We start from the raw sequence: 17,452 nt of genomic DNA on the forward strand, positions 1-17,452 counted from the left end.
TCGCAGGAGCCATGACCCGATACACCAAAAACCCCGAGGCCATCGCCGCCCTCTCACCCGAGGAATTCCGCGTCACCCAGCACAGCGGCACGGAACGCCCCGGCACCGGCAAGCATCTGAACAACAAGGAACCGGGTATCTATGTGGATATCGTCTCGGGCGAGCCGCTGTTCGCCTCGACCCACAAATACGAATCCGGTTGCGGCTGGCCCAGCTTCACCAAACCCATCATTCACGAACATGTGGAAGAGTTCCATGACACAACGCATGGTATGATCCGGACCGAGGTGCGGTCGAAGCACGGCGACAGCCATCTGGGCCACGTGTTCCCGGACGGTCCGCGTGAACATGGCGGGCTGCGCTACTGCATCAACTCTGCCGCGCTGCGGTTCATCCATCGCGACCAGATGGAGGCCGAAGGCTATGGCGAATACCTGATCCATGTGGAGGAGATCCAATGACCGAACATCGCGCCGTACTCGCAGGGGGCTGCTTTTGGGGCATGCAGGACCTGATCCGCAAGCTGCCCGGCGTCACCCGCACAAGCGTCGGCTATACCGGCGGGGATGTGCCCAACGCCACCTATCGCAACCACGGCACCCACGCCGAAGGGATCGAGATTTTCTTTGATCCCGCCAAGATCACCTATCGGGAACTGCTGGAGTTCTTCTTTCAGATCCACGACCCGACCACGGTGAATCGTCAGGGCAACGACATCGGGATGAGCTACCGCTCGGCCATTTATTATGTCGATGAGGCACAGAAACAGGTCGCTTTCGACACCATCGCCGATGTGGACGCCAGCGGGCTATGGCCCGGCAAGGTCGTGACCGAGGTCGAGCCCGTCGGCGATTTCTGGGAGGCCGAGCCGGAACATCAGGACTACCTTGAGCGCATCCCCAACGGCTATACCTGCCATTTCCCGCGCACCGGCTGGGTCCTGCCCAAGCGCAGCGCTGCGGAATAAAAAAAGGCGGCGCAAAAAACAGACGCCGCCCACTTTTCTACTCATAGACTGGCGCGTTGCCCGATCCTTTGACCAAACTTATTCCGTTGAGGGCGTCAGATTTGTTGCGATACCCTTCGCTAGAATCCGCAACTGTAAGATGGTTTGCGGCTTTCAACGTCCAACGCCAGTCATTGGAACGATCACGGTAAAGTTTAAAGTACATTGCAGTATACTCCTTTATGCGCAGCGAAGAGCCACGCGATCTGAAGAAGCTGCTTTGCGCTTGACCGACAATACCAGATCATGTGAATCTGACATTGTGTTTAGCGACACGATCCGTTGCGAAGCAGCGGTTAGCGCTCGGGAATCCCCGGGCGCTTTCATTTTATCCACAGCGCGCCTTGGAGTCGAATCTAAATTTTGAGATACGAACTACAGATAGTGCAACTGAAAGAAGTGACCGCCAGTGATAGTGCCTAGCCCGTCGCAACCCGGGGCCTGCCGCTGGCCTCGACCGTGATCATCGCTTCGACAAAAACGTCCTGCGCCTCGATCCGGGCGGTTCGGATATCGCGGTCCACGACAACCCGGATATCTGCCGCACCGGCCTGACGTACCTCACCTTCCGCCTCTTGCCGCAACACGGTTTCCAGCAGTCCCAGCGCCTCATCCGCCGATGTGAAATCCTGTGGCCCGTCCTCCAGATGCACGCGATAGCGCCCTTCAGCCGGTGAAGTGACGGTGCCGGTCCGGCGCAGTGTCAGCCGCCCGACGACGGCCCCGATGGCGTTGGCAACGCCTGCATGGTCCGGCAGCACCATCCGGCAATGCAGGCGTTCCCCGACAGCGGGGTAATAGCTGGGGGCGGAGGCACCCAAACCCACCACATCCACGTTCAGCGCGGCATCCAGCGCCAGCAATCCGCGATGCTTCGCCAGACTTTTTTGCGTCAGAACATGCCGGGCCAGGTCCGCGGCGGGAAGGCCAAATTCCTCAGCCTCTTCCGCAAAAGCAGTCTCTAACAAAATCAGGCTGGTCTGTTCGGTCAGCTGATCCACGATCATCTGCGCCAGATCCTCGGGCGTGCTGGCCAGCATATCGCCGGTTCCCACGCGCCGCCGCGCAATCAGTTCCAGCGCCTTGCGCGCCGCGTCTGCATCCCAGGCCTCCAGTCGGCCCAGCACATGGCTGGCATCCGATGGGGTAACGCCCGAGACCTGAACGATCCCCCGATCCACCAACCGCCCCAGCGCGCCGTTTTCCATCCGGGTCCGCAACAGGCTGCTCAGCGGCAGGACCTGATCGCCGAGCCGGTCCAGCAACGCCTCCTCTCGCGCGCCGATCCCATCGGTGCGAATGCCCGGAACCCGCCGGGCAAAGCGGGTGTCATGCTCCCCAACCGTCGTGGCGCGCAGCTGCTCATCCAGAACCGCATGCACCACTTCGGGCGCTTCCGAGGCGATCAGCGAGACTGGCAATACCCGCCGTGGGCCCAGAAACACACCGCCACCCAGACCTTCGGTTACGACATGGACCTGACTGTCGCCGCCCAGACCATGGGTGCGCATCGCCACGGCCTCAACCATGGTCCGAAAGCCACCAACCCGCGCGCCGGCGGGGTCAATCGCCGGTTTGCCATCGCGGATCAAAGCCACATCGGTGGTGGTTCCGCCGATATCCGACACCAGCGCCGTCTCGGCCCCGGTCAGCCAGCATGCGCCGACAATCGATGCCGCCGGGCCGCTGAGGATGGTTTCAATCGGCCGCTCGCGGGCCTGCTCGGCGCTCATCAACGCGCCGTCGCCGCGCACCACCATCATCGGCGCATCGATGCCAAGGTCGCGCAACGTATCCTGCGCGCGCCCGATCAGCCGGTCGATCATCCCGATCAATCGCGCATTCAGCACAGCCGTCACCGCCCGCTTCGGCCCATTCAGCTTGGCCGACAGATGATGCGAGCACGTCACCGGCGCGCCGGTCCTGTCATGGATGATCCGCGCCACCTCTAACTCATGGGCTGGGTTGCGGGTGGCGAACTGTGCGGCGACCGCAAAGCCGGAAATGCCTGTGTGAGAGTCCAAGAACGCCTCAAGCGCCGCCACATCCAGCGGTGTTTTTTCACCCCCGGCATGGGAATGCCCGCCAGCGATCACCAAAGCGGGGTCGCCTTTCAGGGCCTCCTTCAGCCCGTGCTTCTCCAGATCGCTGTCCTTGAACCCGACATAGATCAGCGCCACGCGCCCGCCCTGCCCCTCGACCAAGGCATTTGTGGCCAGGGTCGTCGACAGCGACGCCATCGAGATATCCTGCGCAAACACCCGCGCCTGATCCAGCACCGCCCGTATCGCCTTGCCCACCCCGACCGCCAGATCCGCACGCGTGGTCAGGGACTTGGCCGAGGCGATCACCTCACTCTCATCCCGGATCAGTACCGCGTCGGTATAGGTGCCGCCCGTATCCACCCCCAAAGCCAACGCCATCGGGTCCTCCATCTGTTCGCTGGACATGGGTGTAGCGGTTTCGACCAGCGCGTCCAGCCTGTTTGCGGCACTTAAGCCAGTCGTTTCACCGCCCAGCGCGCCGCATCCGCCACGGTTGGATCAGGATCATCGGTCAGCGATCGCGCAACGGGCTGCAACTCCGCCCGGCCCGAGTTGCCAATGCCATACAGCACATTGCGCACAAACCGATCCCGCCCGATCCGCTTGATCGGAGAGCCCGAGAATTTCGCCCGAAATTCCGCATCGTTCAGAACCGCCAGATCGGCCAGCAACGGCGCCTTCAGATCATCGCGCGCCGCGTATCGCATATCGCTGGCGGCAACCGCAAACTTGTTCCAGGGACAGGCGGCCAGACAATCGTCGCAGCCGTAGATCCGGTTGCCCAGCTTCCCCCGCAACTCTTCGTCTACCGGCCCTTTATGTTCGATGGTCAGATACGAAATACAGCGGCGCGCATCCAACTGGTACGGCGCCGGAAACGCATCTGTCGGGCAACTGTCCAGACAGGCACGGCACGACCCGCAATGATCCATCTCGGCCACATCCGTGGGCAAATCCAAAGTGGTAAAAACAGACCCTATGAAGGCCCAATTGCCCCAATCCCGGCTGACAAGATTGGTGTGTTTCCCCTGCCAGCCAAGCCCAGCGGCATGCCCCAACGCCTTTTCCGGCACCGGCGCGGTATCGACAAACACCTTCACCTCGCCCCCTGCCTCAGAAATCAGCCACCGCGCCAGCCGCTTCAGCCGTTTCTTGACCAGATCGTGATAATCCTTGTTCTGCGCATAGACCGAAATCGCCCCCCGCTCCGGGTGTGCCAATACCCCGGTCGGATCATGCTCGGGGGTATAGCTCTCGGCCAGCATGATCACCGATTGCGCCTCGGGCCAAAGCGCCGCCGGATCGCCCCGCCAATGGGTGCGTTCAGCCATCCATCCCATCTGCCCGTGATAGTCGGCCTGCAAAAACGCCTCCAGACGCGCCGGCACTTCGGGCACATCCCATGGACGACACACACGACAGGACACAAACCCCTCGGAAAGAGCCTGTTGCACAAGCCTTTCCTTCAACTCCGATCCGCTCTTCATCTGTCCACAAATATCCTCGGGGGGAATCGCGCCTGCGCGATCGGGGGCAGACAGCCCCCCTCTACCCTATCAGAAATCCAGATCGGCGTAATGGGGCGGGGGCCGGAAACCCGGCACCTGATCCGCCAGGATCGAGCGGAACGCAGGCCGCGACTTGATCTTGGCGTACCAATCCTTCACCGCCTGACTCCGGTTCCAGTCCACATCCGAGATGTAATCCAGCGCCGACAGATGCGCCGCAGCGGCAAAATCGGCCAGCGTCATCTGATCCCCCGCCAGCCAGCGCCGATGATCGAGCAGCCAGGCCATGTAATCCAGATGGTACTTGATCGCCCGCGCGCCTTCCTTGACGTTCTTGCTGTCCGGATACCCCTCACCCGTCACCTTCTTGTTGACCCGCTCATACAGCAGCTTCGAGGTTACCTCGTGATGGAACTTGTCGTCGAACCAGCCCACCAACCGGCGCACCTCAAACCGCGCCTCGGGGGTTTTCGGCATCAGGGGCGGTTCGGGGCGGGTTTCCTCGATATATTCACAAATGGCGGTGCTTTCCGACATCGTGTGCCCATCCAGCCGCAGCACCGGCACTTTGCCCGCCGGGTTGCGGCGCAGAAAATCCGGGTCCTGCTCCCAGTACCTTTCCTCGACCAGCTCAACCTCGATCTTCTTTTCCGCCAGCGACAGACGGACCTTGCGGCAGTAGGGAGAGAGGGGGACGTGAAACAGACGCGCCATGAGCTTCCAATCGAACCAATGAGTACTCTTCTGCTTTAGCCTTGGCGGGGCGGTGGTTTCAATCCTCGAAACAATCCGCGCGACCATCTGCGCGGATGGTGGCCGCCCCGTCCAGTATCGACGCGGCCCGCCGTCGGGTCCGGACCGACGGGTCCGTGACCGACCGATTGCGGGGCGAGGGCAGAATCGCCGCGATCCGCGCCGCCTGCACCGGGGTCAGCTTAGCCGCGCTGGTGTTGAAGTTCTTGCCCGCCGCAGCCTCGACCCCGAACAGCCCGGTGCCGGTCTCGGCCACGTTCAGATAGACCTCGAGGATACGCTGTTTGCTCCAGAAGATTTCGACAACCGGCGTGATCGAGGTTTCCAGCGCCTTGCGCACCCAGCTGCGGCCCTGCCAGAGGAACACGTTCTTCACCACCTGCTGCGTCAGGGTTGAAGCCCCGCGATTGCCGCCGTCCTCCAGCGCGTCCCGGATGGCTTCGACGTCAAAGCCCCAATGCAGGCAGAAATTAGCATCCTCGGCGGCCACAACCGACCGCGCCATGATCGGAGAGATCTGCTCGATCGGAACCCAATCGCGCTCGATCTTTCCTAGACGCCGCCATTCGGACCAGATGGTATGGGTGACCGGTGGGTTCACCACCGAATAGAGCAGCACAAGCGCCACGACAAAGGTCACCACGCCCAGAACGGCGCGCATCGCCCAGCGGCGAATGCGTTTCAGCACTGGGATTTTCCTGCCGGATGCCTTGTTTTTCTTACCGCTGGATTTGCGGGCTGCCTTCTTTGCCATGGTCCAGCTATACGACGCGCGGCGCGGGTTTGAAACGGCTTAAATCGCGATGGCGCGCGCCTCGCGCGGATGCACGACCGGGCGGGCGGTTTCCGGCAGGATCGGGTCGCGCGCGCGCAATTCGGGGAACAGCCGGAATATTTCGGCCTGCACTTCGCGCTCGGGCAGTGAAACCGCATGGCCCGGATAGTAGCTTTCGCTTTTTGCCCCGTTGGCGATGATGATTTCGTGCTGTGCAAACAGCAGATGGATGTAGTCAACCTCACCGCCTTCGACCCGCGTGACGGTGTCGCCGTTGACCAGGCAATGGGCGGCAATCAGCGCCTCGGCATGGCCGAAATGCAGCGCCGCGCGCCAATCCTCGATCAGCATCCGATGTTGCGGCGACACGATAAGGGGGCGTTCCAGCCCCAAAACACCGGCTTCGAACCGAACGGGGGCCAGTTTCCCCTCGGCGGCGACTGTGGTCTTGCCAACCCACAATATCGGTTGCGGCCCGTTATCGGCGGTCAGCACCAGATCGCCGGCTTTCAGCGCCTCAACCGGGCGCTCCCCATCCGGCGTGGCAATCAGGGTGCCGGGCGTAAAGCAGGGTGGTCCAAGATCGCCACCTGCAATATCGACCGAGCCGAAAGACCCCCCGGTATCGCTGGTATCGGTGAAGGACGAGGATACAAACGTACCGTCCTGAAGAACCTGAGTACCGGTAGGGGTAAATACCTCGCGCCCATCGGCCAGATAGAAGGTGACACCAGTATAGGTGACTTGCGATCCGTCGGCCAATTGGACCGTCACCATATCGTCGAAATAGGTTGCCGTGATGTCGGAGCCATCGACCGAGTCGCCCTGACCTGCCGGTCGAAGCCGGTTGATCAACCCGTCGTCATTCTGATCGACGATATCGAAATTCTGCACCGTCAGCGTCGAACCAACAACCGTCCCGTTCGCCCCCGGATTGGCCGGGTCGAGCACAAAAAACTGGTCCGTATAGGTTGTTGGCATCCGACAACTCCGTTTCACTCATATCCGCCGGACTGCAGGCTGGCTGCAATTCCTGAACAAACTATGACCAAAGCTAGGTGTTTTCTGTCGCAGCGGGCAAGAAGTGGGCGCCACCCATGCGATCAAAAGTAAGCCCTGCGTGTCATTTCAAACACGCAAGGCCGGGGTTTTGCCCGTGTCAGAGCCTATTCGGCAGGCACCGCCGCCGCCTCCGTCGTCAGAGGATGGCTGAGCTTGTTCAGCATCTCCTTCGGGCAGACCTGCAGGAAGTTGGATTTTTCAACATCCCAGTGCTGCAGAATGTCGGCGGCCTTGCGGCTGTGGGTTTCCTGCGCGTGGCGTTCGACCAGGGTTTTCAGCTGATCCATCCAGTGGTCCACCGTCACCGGGCAGGTGACAAGGGTTTCCATGTTCATCAGCGCCTCGGCCCGGCCTTCGGGGTCATAGAGATAGGCCATACCGCCGGTCATGCCCGCACCGAAATTGGCCCCGATATCGCCCAGAATGACAGCGACGCCGCCGGTCATGTATTCGCAGCCGTTGGAACCGCAGCCCTCGATCACCACTTGTGCGCCCGAGTTCCGCACCGCAAAACGCTCGCCCGCACGGCCTGCTGCGAACAGGTGGCCATCGGTGGCCCCGTACAGCACCGTGTTGCCGATGATCGTGTTGTCATCCGATTTCAGCGGGCTGACCTGCGGCGGACGTACGACGATCATGCCGCCGGACAGACCCTTGCCGACATAATCGTTGGCGTCACCCGAGACCTCCAGTTTCAGACCCGGCGCCGCAAAGGCCCCCAGCGACTGACCCGCCGAGCCCTGCAGTTTCACATGCAGATGATCGTCCTGGAACGTGTTCCGCATCCCGAAATTCTGCACAATATGGCTGGACACACGTGTGCCCACGGTCCGATGCGTGTTCTGGATCGCATAAGACAGCTGCATTTTCTCGCCGTCTTTCAGGAACCGGGCCGCGTCGCGCACAATCTCGGCGTCCAGCGTGTCGGGAACCACGTTGCGGTCCTTGTCACGGTTGTAGACGATGTCATGCGCGCCATCGACGGTGATCAGCAGCGGGTTCAGGTCCAGATCATCCAGATGCGCCGAGCCCCGGCTGACCTGAGCCAGCAGGTCGGCCCGGCCAATGATCTCTTCCACCGAGCGCGCGCCAAGGCTGGCCAGCAGCTCGCGCACTTCCTGCGCGTAGAAGGTGATCAGGTTGACGACCTTATCCGCATTGCCGGTGAATTTGGCGCGCAAGCTTTCGTCTTGCGTACACACACCAACCGGGCAGGTGTTCGACTGGCACTGACGCACCATGATGCAGCCCATGGCGATCAGGGCGGCGGTGCCGATGCCGTATTCCTCGGCCCCCATCATCGCGGCCATGACGATATCGCGCCCGGTGCGCAGGCCGCCATCGGTCCGCAGCGTCACCCGGTCGCGCAGGTTGTTCATCGCCAGAACCTGATGCGCTTCGGTCAGGCCCATCTCCCATGGCAGACCGGCATATTTGATGCTGGTCGCGGGCGACGCGCCCGTTCCGCCGTTGTGGCCCGAGATCAGGATCACATCGGCGCTTGCCTTGGCCACACCGGCGGCAATCGTGCCCACGCCCGAAGACGCGACCAGCTTCACCGTCACCTTGCAGCGCGGGTTGATCTGTTTCAGATCATAGATCAACTGCGCCAGATCCTCGATCGAGTAGATATCGTGGTGCGGCGGCGGTGAAATCAGGGTGACGCCCTTGGTCGAGTGACGCAGACGCGCGATCAGGTCGGTGACCTTCATGCCCGGAAGCTGCCCGCCCTCACCGGGTTTTGCACCCTGGGCCACTTTGATCTCTAGCTCTTCACACTGGTTCAGATATTCGGCGGTCACACCGAACCGGCCCGAGGCCACCTGTTTGATCTTGGCCGAGGGGTTGTCGCCATTGGGTTCCGGCACGAAATGCGCCGGATCTTCGCCACCTTCACCCGAGTCGGATTTCGCACCAATCCGGTTCATCGCCACGTTCAGCGTCTTATGCGCTTCAGGGCTTAGTGCGCCCAGCGACATGCCCGGCGTCACGAACCGTTTGCGGATCGAGGTGATCGATTCCACCTCTTCGATCGGCACCGGCTTGCCCAGCGGTTTGAAATCCATCAGGTCGCGCAGATGGATCGGCGGGTTCGACTGCATCTTGGCGGAATACTGCTTCCACAGCTCATATGAGGCTCTGTTACAGGCCATCTGCATCATATGCATCGAGGTCGCTTCCCACGCATGGGTCTCTCCCGATTTCCGCGCCTTGTAGAAGCCGCCGATGGGCAGCACGTCCAGACCGCTATCCCAGCCTTTGGCATGGATTTCCTCAGCCTTGGCCTGAATGCCGGTCACGCCGATACCCGAAATCCGGCTGGTCATGCCGGGGAAATACTCGGCCACCATAGCGCGGCTGAGGCCCACGGCCTCGAAATTCAAACCACCGCGATACGAGGAAATCACCGAAATCCCCATCTTGGCCATGATCTTGAGCAGGCCCTGATCAATCGCCTCACGATAGCGCGCGACGTTTTCGGTCAGCGTGCCGTCGAGCAACCCGCGATCAATACGGTCAGCCAGCGAATCCTCGGCCAGATAGGCGTTCACAACGGTCGCGCCACAGCCGATCAGGACCGCGAAATAATGTGGATCAACGCATTCCGCCGAGCGCACGTTCAGCGAACAGAAGGTCCGCAGCCCCTGCCGGGTCAGATGCGAATGCACCGCGCTGGTCGCCAGGATCATCGGCATCGCCACACGACCCGCACCCGAATTCATGTCGGACAGCACCAGATGCCCCGCGCCCGAGCGCACGGCCTCTTCCGCTTCGGCTCTGATACGGGACAATGCGGCGCTTAGCGCACTGCGGCCGGGTTCGAAACTACAGTCGATCTCGACCAGCGGCGCGTCGAAGTTTTCGACCAGCTTGTCCCATTGCGCATTGCCCACAAACGGGCTTTCCAGCACCACGATCTCGGTCTGGCTGCTGTCTTCGTCCAGCACGTTTTTCAGGTTGCCGAACCGGGTCTTCAGCGACATCACCCGGTATTCGCGCAGGCTGTCGATCGGCGGATTGGTGACCTGGCTGAAGTTCTGACGGAAGAAATGGCTGAGCGGGCGGTATTTCTTGGACAGAACCGCCGAGGGCGTATCGTCACCCATCGAGGCCAGCGCCTCTTTCCCGTCTTCGGCCATCGGGGCCAGAATCTGTTCGAGTTCCTCAATCGAATACCCGGCTGCAATCTGGCGCTTGCGCAGTTCTTCACCTGTGTAGATCGGCGTCTCGGTCACACCGGCAAGGGATTCATCCAGATCGTGAATCTTACCAACCCATTCACCAAAGGGCAGCGCGCGGGCCAGCTTGTCCTTGATCTGCTTGTCGCGGAACAGTTTGCCTTTTTTCATGTCGACGGCCAGCATCTGACCCGGACCCAGCGCGCCTTTTTCGGTCACCGTGGCCTCGTCAATCGGCACCATGCCCGCCTCGGATCCGGCGATCACCAGACCGTCGCCGGTGACGACATAGCGCATCGGGCGCAACCCGTTCCGGTCCAGCCCGGCGCAGACCCAGCGGCCATCGGTCATCGCCAGCGCGGCGGGGCCGTCCCACGGCTCCATCACCGAGTTGCAGTAGGAATACATGTCGCGCCAGGCCTGCGGCAATTCCACCGCCTGTTTCGACCAGCTTTCCGGCACCAGCATGGTTTTTGCCATGGGCGCGGACCGGCCCGCGCGCACGAGAACCTCGAAAACCGAGTCTAATGCGGCGGAATCCGACGATCCGCCTGCGATGATCGGCTTGATATCCTCGGCGTAATCGCCAAAGCTGGCCGAGGCCATGCGGATCTCATGGCTTTTCATCCAGTTGATATTGCCCTTGAGCGTGTTGATCTCGCCGTTATGGGCCAGCATGCGGAAGGGCTGCGCCAGCCACCATTGCGGGAAGGTGTTGGTCGAATAACGCTGGTGATAGATCGCAAAGGCCGACTCAAAACGCTCGTCCATCAGATCGGGGTAGAACACGGCGACCTGTTCGGCCAGCATCATGCCCTTGTAGATGATCGACCGGCACGACAGCGAGGCCAGATAGAGGCCGGAAATCCCGCCCGCCAGGGCGGCTTTTTCGATCCGGCGGCGGATGACGTAGAGTTCACGCTCGAACGTCTCTTCATCGACGCCCTTGGAATTCGAGATCAGGATCTGCTCGATCTCGGGCCGGGTGGCGTTGGCCTTGTCGCCCAGACAGGTCACATCGACCGGCACATGCCGCCAGCCGTAGATGTAATAGCCCATCCGCAGAACCTCGGTTTCCACGATGGTCCGGCATTGTTCCTGCGCGCCGAAATCGGTGCGCGGCAGAAAGACCTGTCCGACCGCGATCAGCTCGTCCATGTTCGGCTCGTGACCGGTGCGGCGGATCTGGTCATAGAAGAAGGGGGCCGGGATCTGCACATGAATGCCCGCGCCGTCGCCAGTCTTGCCGTCAGCGTCCACCGCGCCCCGGTGCCAGATCGCCTTGAGCGCATCGATCCCTGCATCCACAACCTTGCGGCTTTTCTTGCCATCAAGGGACACAACCAGACCCACGCCGCAGGAAGAATGCTCTTCTTCTTCGGAATAGAGACCGTTTTCGGCCATCCAGGCCCGCTTGGCTTCTTCGGCCCGGACCCAATCGGCATCGTATCTCGTCATTGGTTGTCTCCTTCTTGCGGCGCGGCGACCATGGCTTCGAATTCGGCTGTGGTCATCTGCCGATGCTTGCCTGCGAACGCGTATCCGCCCGGTTTTTTGTCGATAAAGAGTTCCAGTTCCAGCGCATGGCCTGTGTCATCAAACAGGCCCGCTGCGATATGTGTCTGCCCGTGCATCTCGCCGGGCAGCGTAAGCCGGTACCACAGCACCGAACCGCAATCGGCGCAAAAGGCGCGCTCGGCCCAGTCGGACGAGGTAAAGGTTTTCACCGGGCCCAGCGCGGCATATCCGGGTTCGGCCTGAAACGCGATAAACATGGAGCTGGTCCAGCGGCGGCACAGGTCGCAATGGCACGCGCCCAGTTCGTCTTGTGCCGGGGTGGCGGTCACGGTGACCGCGCCACACATGCATTGGCCTTGCAATTCGGGCATCACACGCCTCCTGATTGCTGGGGTTATTCGGCGGCTATGGCCGCCTTCGCATTGAACCGGTCGATGATTGCGTCGGCGCAGTCACGCCCGTCGCGGATCGCCCACACGACCAGAGAGGCCCCGCGTACGATATCGCCGATGGCATAGACGCCGTCCATCTCGGTCTCGCCGGTCTGGAACGCGGCCTTGACGGTGCCCCAGCGGGTCACGGGCAGGTCGGGCTGGCCGAACAGGGTGGGCAGGTCCTCGGGCTCGAAGCCCAGCGCCTTGATGACCAGATCGGCATCCTCGACATAGTCGGCGCCTTCTATCACCTCGGGCGCCTGACGGCCCGAGGCATCGGGCTGGCCCAGACGCATCTTCTGCACCATCACGCCCTGAACCTTGTTGTCGCCGGTGAACCCTTTGGGCGCGCTGAGCCATTCGAAGATCACGCCTTCTTCCTCGGCATTCTGCGTCTCGCGCTGCGAGCCGGGCATATTCGCCCGGTCCCGGCGGTACAGGCATTTGACCGAGGTCGCGCCCTGCCGGACCGAGGTGCGGACGCAATCCATGGCCGTGTCACCGCCACCGATCACCACCACCTTCTTGCCAGCGGCATTCAGACGGCCATTGTCGAAATCTTCAACCGCGTCGCCAAAGCTCTTGCGGTTCGAGGCGGTCAGGAAGTCGATAGCTTTTTCGATACCGTCCAGCCCGCTGCCGGGCATGGACAGGTCGCGCGATTTGTAAACGCCGGTGGCGATGATCACCGCATCGTGCTTGGCGCGGATCTCTTCGAACTTTTCCGCGTCCACGTCGCAATTCAGTTCAAACGTCACGCCGCCGTCCGCCAGCAGATCATTGCGGCGCTGCACGATGTCCTTTTCCAGCTTGAAACCGGGGATGCCGTACATCAGCAGACCTCCGGCGCGGTCGTACCGGTCATAGACCGTCACCTGAATGCCAGCACGGCGCAGCATATCCGCCGCCGCCAGGCCGCCGGGGCCGCCGCCGATGATACCAACGCTTTCGCTACGTTCCGCCGCCGGAACCACCGGTTTGATCCAGCCTTTGTCCCACGCGGTGTCGGTGATGTATTTTTCGATCGTGCCAATGGTCACGGTGCCGTGGCCGGATTGCTCGATCACGCAGTTGCCTTCGCACAGACGGTCCTGCGGGCAAATGCGGCCGCAGATTTCAGGGAAGGTGTTGGTGGCCTGACTGGTCTGATAGGCCTCTTCCAACCGGCCCGTCGCGGTCAGGTTCAGCCAGTCGGGGATGTTGTTGTGCAGCGGGCAGTGCGACTGACAATAAGGCACACCGCATTGGCTGCACCGGCTGGCCTGTTCTGCGGCTTTTTCGGCGGCGAACTCGGCATAGATTTCGTCAAAGTCTTCCTTGCGGTCATCTGCGGCACGCTTTTCAGGCATGACACGGTCGATCTGCACAAATTTCAGCATCGGTTGCTTGGCCACGGGTCAGACTCCATGAATTGGCTTGGTCGGACCTCTTTACGGGATGACTGTACGGATGAAAAGTCAACTATGCTGACCTAAATGGGAAAAATTATGCTGCGCAAGTCAAACGTCCGGAAAATTACCGTATTTTTAGTTCCGATCCGGACCTATCTACGCGCTTTCCTTTTCCCGGTCACACTTATACCCATTGAACACAAACAAAACGGGGCGGCAGCGCGGCAGGGCAGATGAGTCTCTTTCACTTGATTCTCGTGGCAATCATACAGGGAATTACCGAATTTTTGCCAATCTCATCCTCAGGTCATCTGATCCTGCTGCCCCGCCTGACCGGGATGCAGGATCAGGGGCAGGCGATCGACGTGGCCGTGCATGTGGGCACCCTTGGCGCGGTGGTTCTGTACTTCTGGTCCGACGTCAAACAAGCCATCGCCGGAACGCCGCGCGCCCTGACCGGGCGCACCGATACGCCGCAGGCGCGGCTGGCGCTGGGTCTGATCGTGGCCACCATTCCCGCCGTGATCGTCGGGCTTTTGCTGCATGTCACCGGTCTGGCCGTGGCCATGCGATCCATCGCGGTGATCGGCTGGGCAATGCTGGGCTTTGGCCTCCTGCTGTATTGGATGGACCAGAAAGGCCCCCAAACGAAAGAGGCACAGGATTGGGGCTTGCGCGATGCCGCCATCATGGGCCTGTGGCAGGTTCTGGCGCTGATCCCCGGTACTTCGCGGTCGGGCATCACGATCACCGGCGCGCGGCAATTGGGCTATACCCGCGAAGACGGCACGCGGATTGCCATGCTGATGTCGATCCCGACAATTCTGGCCTCGGGCGCGCTGCTGGCGCTGGATGTGATTGCCCAAGCCGACGCAGAACTGGCCAAGGACGGTGCGATTGCTGCGGGTTTTGCGTTTCTGTCTGCCCTGCTGGCGCTCAGCCTGATGATGCGGCTGTTGCGCAGCGTCAGCTTCACGCCTTACGTGATTTACCGGGTTGTTCTGGGCGCGATCCTGCTGGTGATCGCCTATAGCTGATCAGGTCCGCAGATTGTCGGCCGAGTTCTGAATGTCGTCATACTGACCAAAGGGGCGGAACTTCCACAGGTATTCGGGCAGCACCGATTCCAGCGTCGTGGGTTCGATCCCCAGATCGGCAAAGCCGCGGGTCCCTTCTGACACCACATTGTCCCGGCGCAGGTTCTTCAGCTGGTCGCGGGTCAGGATGTGGTTGGGAAAGAGCTGAAAGCTGACGAATTTCACAATGTCCAGAACGCCCGCCATGATCCGGGCGACCCCGAAGGGCATGCCGATAATGACGCGGCGGCGGTGGATCACGTCCAGCATTTGCTGCATCAGCGCGCGGAAGGATTTCACCTCGGGCCCGCCCAGTTCGTATACGCCAGGCTTTGCCTGCCCCAGAACGGCCAATTCGGCGGCCCGGGCCACATCATCCACGTAAACCGGCTGAAACTTCGTCTCTGCCCCGACCAGAGGCAGGAACGGCCCCATCCGGGTCATCCCCGCGAAGCGATTGAAGAACTGATCCTCGGTCCCGAAAATGACCGAGGGGCGCAGGATCACGGCATCCGGCATATGGGCCAGCACACCAGCCTCGCCCAGCGCTTTGGTCCGGGAATATTCGCTGTCCGAATCCGCATCCGCACCGATGGCCGACACATGAACCATACGCGCCACGCCATTTTCCGCCGCCAGCCGCGCGATCCGTTCGGCACCTTCGGCCTGCACCGCGTCAAAGGCGTTATTGCCCAGCTCATTCAGGACGCCGACGCAGTTCACGACCACATCCGCCCCCTGCATCACCAGCGAGACCGAAGCATCGTCGCGGATGTTGCACAGAACCGGTTCGACCTGCCCCACAACGCCGTAGGGTTTGACAAACATCGCCTCGTTCGGGCGGCGAACGGCCACCCGCACGCGCCACCCCTCATTCGCCATGCGCAGCGCGATGTAGCGACCGACAAAACCCGATCCACCGTAGATCGTGACCAGCTTGGACATGAGAAGGCTCCTGCGAACTGACTGCGCCCTAGGATTAGCGCCGGGACCGGCGGCAAACAAGGCGCTAATTCGCCGCGCAACGCTCTGATCCCGATGCCGGATCCAAGCCCGGTTGTGTGGGGTTCAAAAAACTTTCAAGAATCTTCCCGAATCCGGTTGACGCCCCCCGCCAGTCGGCTTAAACGCCCCTCCACGACACCTGCCCAGGTGGCGGAATTGGTAGACGCGCTAGCTTCAGGTGCTAGTGTCCGTATGGACGTGGAGGTTCGAGTCCTCTCCTGGGCACCAAATTCCCAAAACAAAAAAGCCCCCAGCGCCCCAGACTTGGCTTCTGCGCTAATCCGCAGCCGACACCTATTCCCCGTACGATTCTGCCTCCCGCTTACGACACGGATTGCTCCGACACAATCTCGCCGAACCGGGTGAAGAACTTACCCGAGAGTTTCTTGGCCGTGCCCGCGATCAGGCGGCTGCCCAGTTGGGCGATTTTGCCGCCGATATCGACCTTGGCGGTGTAGGCGAGAACGGTTTCGGCCCCGTCTTCGGTCAGCGTGACCTCGGCGCCGCCCTTGGCAAAACCGGCAGCGCCGCCCTTGCCTTCGCCCATCAAGGAAAACCCACCCGGCGCGTTGGACGTATCCAGCGTCACCTCGCCAGCAAATTTGGCTTTGACCGGTCCGATTTTCAGGACAACCTTGGCTTCCAGCTCTTCGGGTGAGGTCTGGGTCAGTTCTTCACAGCCCGGAATGCACTCGCGCAGCACATCCGGGTTGTTCAAGGCCTGATAGACCACGTCGCGCGGTGCGGCGATGCGGATTTCGTCATTTAGTTCCATTCAGGTTTTTCCTTTGTCAGCAACATCTTGGAAATACACGAAGCGCGGTCTCGGTCGCGTCCTCGGGTGTTTGTTCGGGGCGTCGGGACCAGAAGGCCGCCAACCGCTTACGCCAGCTTTTCATCATGGGACACCTCCGCGGACTTGTCACTGTTTCGCCACATCACGATCTCGGCCAGAATGGACACTGCGATTTCGTGCGGGTCTATGGCGCGGATATCCAGCCCGGCCGGGGATTTGAGCCGCGCAACCCGAAGCGGATCCATGCCTTTGGCGATCAGTTTTGCCATCAGTGTATCGGCCTTGCGGCGGCTGGCAACCATCGACACCCGCGCCGCATTGGTCTGCAGCGCGGCTTCCAGGGCCGCTGCATCGCCCTGCCCTTGCGAGGCGACCACAACGAAATCCCGCGCCTCGATCCCCAGATCGGCGATCTGATCCGGCGCGACCCGCGTATGCCTGCCGCCGCCGCTTTCGGTCACGCAGACGCGAAACCCGGCCAGCGCCGCATGATCCGCAAGGGCGGTTGCGATCGGCGACTCGCCGAATATCACCAGACGCGGGGCCTGCTGGTAAGGTTCCACCAGAAGATCGACGGTTCCCCCCGAAGGGCAGCCGCTTTTGAAGGTCTGAACGCCGTCCGGGTCGGTCATGTTCACCACCTTTTCCGAAGGTTTGACCCGGATCAGTTGCGGCATGCCGCTGGCCAAAGCCTCCTGCGCCGAGGTCCGGACCGCCCGTTGCACGCAAGCCCCGCCCAAGTGGCCGAGGATCTGCCCGTCCCGCGTCACCGCCGCCTTACCGCCCGCCTTGGCCGAGGTCGCATCCGCCGTGCGCAGAACGGTTGCGACGCAAAAGGCGTCTCCGGTCCGCCGCAGCTGATCTATGGTGTCGAAAATGTCGAAACTGGCCATGTCAGCCTCCT

The 17,452-nt window shown here is 61.6% G+C and carries 15 protein-coding genes and 1 tRNA gene; 4 read left to right on the plus strand and 12 right to left on the minus strand.

Annotated features, from left to right (window positions below):
- Nucleotides 1–11 precede the first annotated feature (11 nt).
- Nucleotides 12–461: a peptide-methionine (R)-S-oxide reductase MsrB gene (msrB, locus tag ACR0K1_RS13545; protein WP_480617310.1), complete on the plus strand. Its 450-nt coding sequence runs from the start codon at nucleotides 12–14 to the stop codon at nucleotides 459–461.
- Nucleotides 458–967: a peptide-methionine (S)-S-oxide reductase MsrA gene (gene msrA / locus ACR0K1_RS13550; RefSeq protein WP_480617312.1), complete on the plus strand. Its 510-nt coding sequence runs from the start codon at nucleotides 458–460 to the stop codon at nucleotides 965–967. The genes msrB and msrA overlap by 4 nt, the downstream gene beginning before the upstream one ends.
- A 37-nt stretch (nucleotides 968–1,004) precedes the next feature.
- Here msrA and ACR0K1_RS13555 read toward each other — a convergent pair whose 3' ends face one another.
- The 9 genes from ACR0K1_RS13555 to ACR0K1_RS13595 form a co-directional block, all read right to left on the minus strand.
- Entirely contained in the window at nucleotides 1,005–1,172 is a 168-nt protein-coding gene (locus ACR0K1_RS13555; RefSeq protein ID WP_480851058.1) for a YegP family protein, read from the minus strand.
- 253 nt (nucleotides 1,173–1,425) lie between these two features.
- The gene (locus ACR0K1_RS13560; protein ID WP_480851139.1) at nucleotides 1,426–3,429 is read right to left on the minus strand and encodes a hydantoinase/oxoprolinase family protein; all 2,004 of its coding nucleotides are present in this window, start codon (nucleotides 3,427–3,429) and stop codon (nucleotides 1,426–1,428) included.
- A 71-nt stretch (nucleotides 3,430–3,500) separates the two neighbouring features.
- Entirely contained in the window at nucleotides 3,501–4,538 is a 1,038-nt protein-coding gene (gene queG / locus ACR0K1_RS13565) for a tRNA epoxyqueuosine(34) reductase QueG (RefSeq protein ID WP_480617314.1), read from the minus strand.
- 69 nt (nucleotides 4,539–4,607) lie between these two features.
- Nucleotides 4,608–5,273 carry an FtsZ-binding protein FzlA gene (gene fzlA, locus ACR0K1_RS13570; protein WP_480617316.1) on the minus strand — a complete coding sequence of 222 codons (666 nt, stop codon included), beginning with the start codon at nucleotides 5,271–5,273 and terminating at the stop codon, nucleotides 4,608–4,610.
- A 58-nt stretch (nucleotides 5,274–5,331) separates the two neighbouring features.
- A complete protein-coding gene (gene mtgA / locus ACR0K1_RS13575; RefSeq protein ID WP_480617317.1) occupies nucleotides 5,332–6,066 on the minus strand; it encodes a monofunctional biosynthetic peptidoglycan transglycosylase in 735 nt (244 codons plus the stop codon).
- A 39-nt stretch (nucleotides 6,067–6,105) separates the two neighbouring features.
- On the minus strand, nucleotides 6,106–7,068 hold the full coding sequence (locus ACR0K1_RS13580; protein ID WP_480617319.1) for a Hint domain-containing protein: 963 nt from the start codon (nucleotides 7,066–7,068) through the stop codon (nucleotides 6,106–6,108).
- 185 nt (nucleotides 7,069–7,253) lie between these two features.
- Entirely contained in the window at nucleotides 7,254–11,786 is a 4,533-nt protein-coding gene (gene gltB, locus ACR0K1_RS13585) for a glutamate synthase large subunit (protein WP_480617321.1), read from the minus strand.
- Nucleotides 11,783–12,217, minus strand: a complete 435-nt coding sequence (locus ACR0K1_RS13590; protein ID WP_480617322.1) for a GFA family protein — start codon at nucleotides 12,215–12,217, stop codon at nucleotides 11,783–11,785. The genes gltB and ACR0K1_RS13590 overlap by 4 nt, the downstream gene beginning before the upstream one ends.
- 23 nt (nucleotides 12,218–12,240) lie before the next feature.
- Entirely contained in the window at nucleotides 12,241–13,674 is a 1,434-nt protein-coding gene (locus ACR0K1_RS13595; RefSeq protein ID WP_480617323.1) for an NAD(P)-dependent oxidoreductase, read from the minus strand.
- 230 nt (nucleotides 13,675–13,904) lie between these two features.
- On the opposite strand from ACR0K1_RS13595, the gene ACR0K1_RS13600 reads away from it, so the two are divergent.
- A complete protein-coding gene (locus tag ACR0K1_RS13600; RefSeq protein ID WP_480617324.1) occupies nucleotides 13,905–14,708 on the plus strand; it encodes an undecaprenyl-diphosphate phosphatase in 804 nt (267 codons plus the stop codon).
- On the opposite strand, the gene ACR0K1_RS13605 is transcribed toward ACR0K1_RS13600, so the two are convergent.
- Nucleotides 14,709–15,692 carry a complex I NDUFA9 subunit family protein gene (locus tag ACR0K1_RS13605; RefSeq protein WP_480617325.1) on the minus strand — a complete coding sequence of 328 codons (984 nt, stop codon included), beginning with the start codon at nucleotides 15,690–15,692 and terminating at the stop codon, nucleotides 14,709–14,711.
- A gap of 201 nt (nucleotides 15,693–15,893) precedes the next feature.
- Between ACR0K1_RS13605 and ACR0K1_RS13610 the strand changes: the two genes are divergently transcribed.
- Nucleotides 15,894–15,980 (plus strand) — tRNA-Leu (locus ACR0K1_RS13610).
- A 94-nt stretch (nucleotides 15,981–16,074) separates the two neighbouring features.
- On the opposite strand, the gene ACR0K1_RS13615 is transcribed toward ACR0K1_RS13610, so the two are convergent.
- Both ACR0K1_RS13615 and ACR0K1_RS13620 read right to left on the minus strand, forming a co-directional pair.
- On the minus strand, nucleotides 16,075–16,527 hold the full coding sequence (locus tag ACR0K1_RS13615) for an SRPBCC family protein (protein ID WP_480617483.1): 453 nt from the start codon (nucleotides 16,525–16,527) through the stop codon (nucleotides 16,075–16,077).
- 107 nt (nucleotides 16,528–16,634) lie between these two features.
- Nucleotides 16,635–17,441, minus strand: a complete 807-nt coding sequence (locus tag ACR0K1_RS13620) for an XdhC family protein (protein ID WP_480617485.1) — start codon at nucleotides 17,439–17,441, stop codon at nucleotides 16,635–16,637.
- Between the last annotated feature and the right edge of the window lie 11 nt (nucleotides 17,442–17,452).

This window comes from Ruegeria sp. F5, assembly GCF_056533845.1.